This window comes from Frankia sp. AgKG'84/4 (assembly GCF_023242965.2).
GTDB lineage: Bacteria > Actinomycetota > Actinomycetes > Frankiales > Frankiaceae > Frankia.
Genome location: NZ_JALKFU020000947.1, coordinates 1 through 686, shown reverse-complemented (window position 1 = coordinate 686; position 686 = coordinate 1). Strand labels below are relative to the sequence as shown.

Here is a 686-nt window from a genome sequence, read left to right as displayed (position 1 = left end):
GCGCCGGCGAGGCCGCGGCGCTGGCGGAGGGCGCCGGTGCTGCCCTGCCCGCCACCAGCGCGCTCAGCGTCGAGCGGTAGCGGCCAGAACCGCGCGCGGCGACGCCATGCGGAACAATCACGTGATGGGCGACACGGACGTGACGAAGAAGCCGGCAGCCGGGCTGCTCGGCATCGGTCAGGCTGCGCAGGAACTCGGCGTCTCGGTGCGGGCGCTGCGGTACTACCAGGAGATGGGCCTGATCACGCCGTCCGGGCGGACCACGGGCGGCAACCGGCTCTACGCCGGGGAGGACCTGGACCGGGTTCGCCGGATCAGGGAGCTGCAGACACTGCTCGGCTTCAACCTCGACGAGATCCGCGCGATCCTCAAGTCGGAGGACCGCCTGACCCAGGTCAGGCTGGAATACCGGGCCGCCTCCGACGACGTCGACCGGATGCGGCTCCTGCTGGAGGCGCAGGCCGCCTACCAGCGGCTACGCGGTGAGGTCGAGGAGAAGGTCAACCGGCTGACCGCCTTCCGGGACGAGCTCGACGAACGGCTCGCCCGCACCGAGCGCCTGCTCGGTGACGCCGTCGCCCACACGTCCTGACACCCGTCGGCCCGTCCGAGGGCAGCACCGGCCCGGCGGTCCGTGCGCGGGCAGTGCCGGCCCGGCGGTCCGTGCGGTCAGCTCGGGCCCGGCG

The 686-nt window shown here is 73.5% G+C and carries 1 protein-coding gene; it reads left to right on the top strand.

Features of this window, described 5'->3' with window-relative positions:
• Nucleotides 1-124 precede the first annotated feature (124 nt).
• The gene (locus MXD58_RS26215) at nt 125-592 is read left to right on the top strand and encodes a MerR family transcriptional regulator (protein WP_248839019.1); all 468 of its coding nucleotides are present in this window, start codon (nt 125-127) and stop codon (nt 590-592) included.
• Nucleotides 593-686 lie beyond the last annotated feature (94 nt).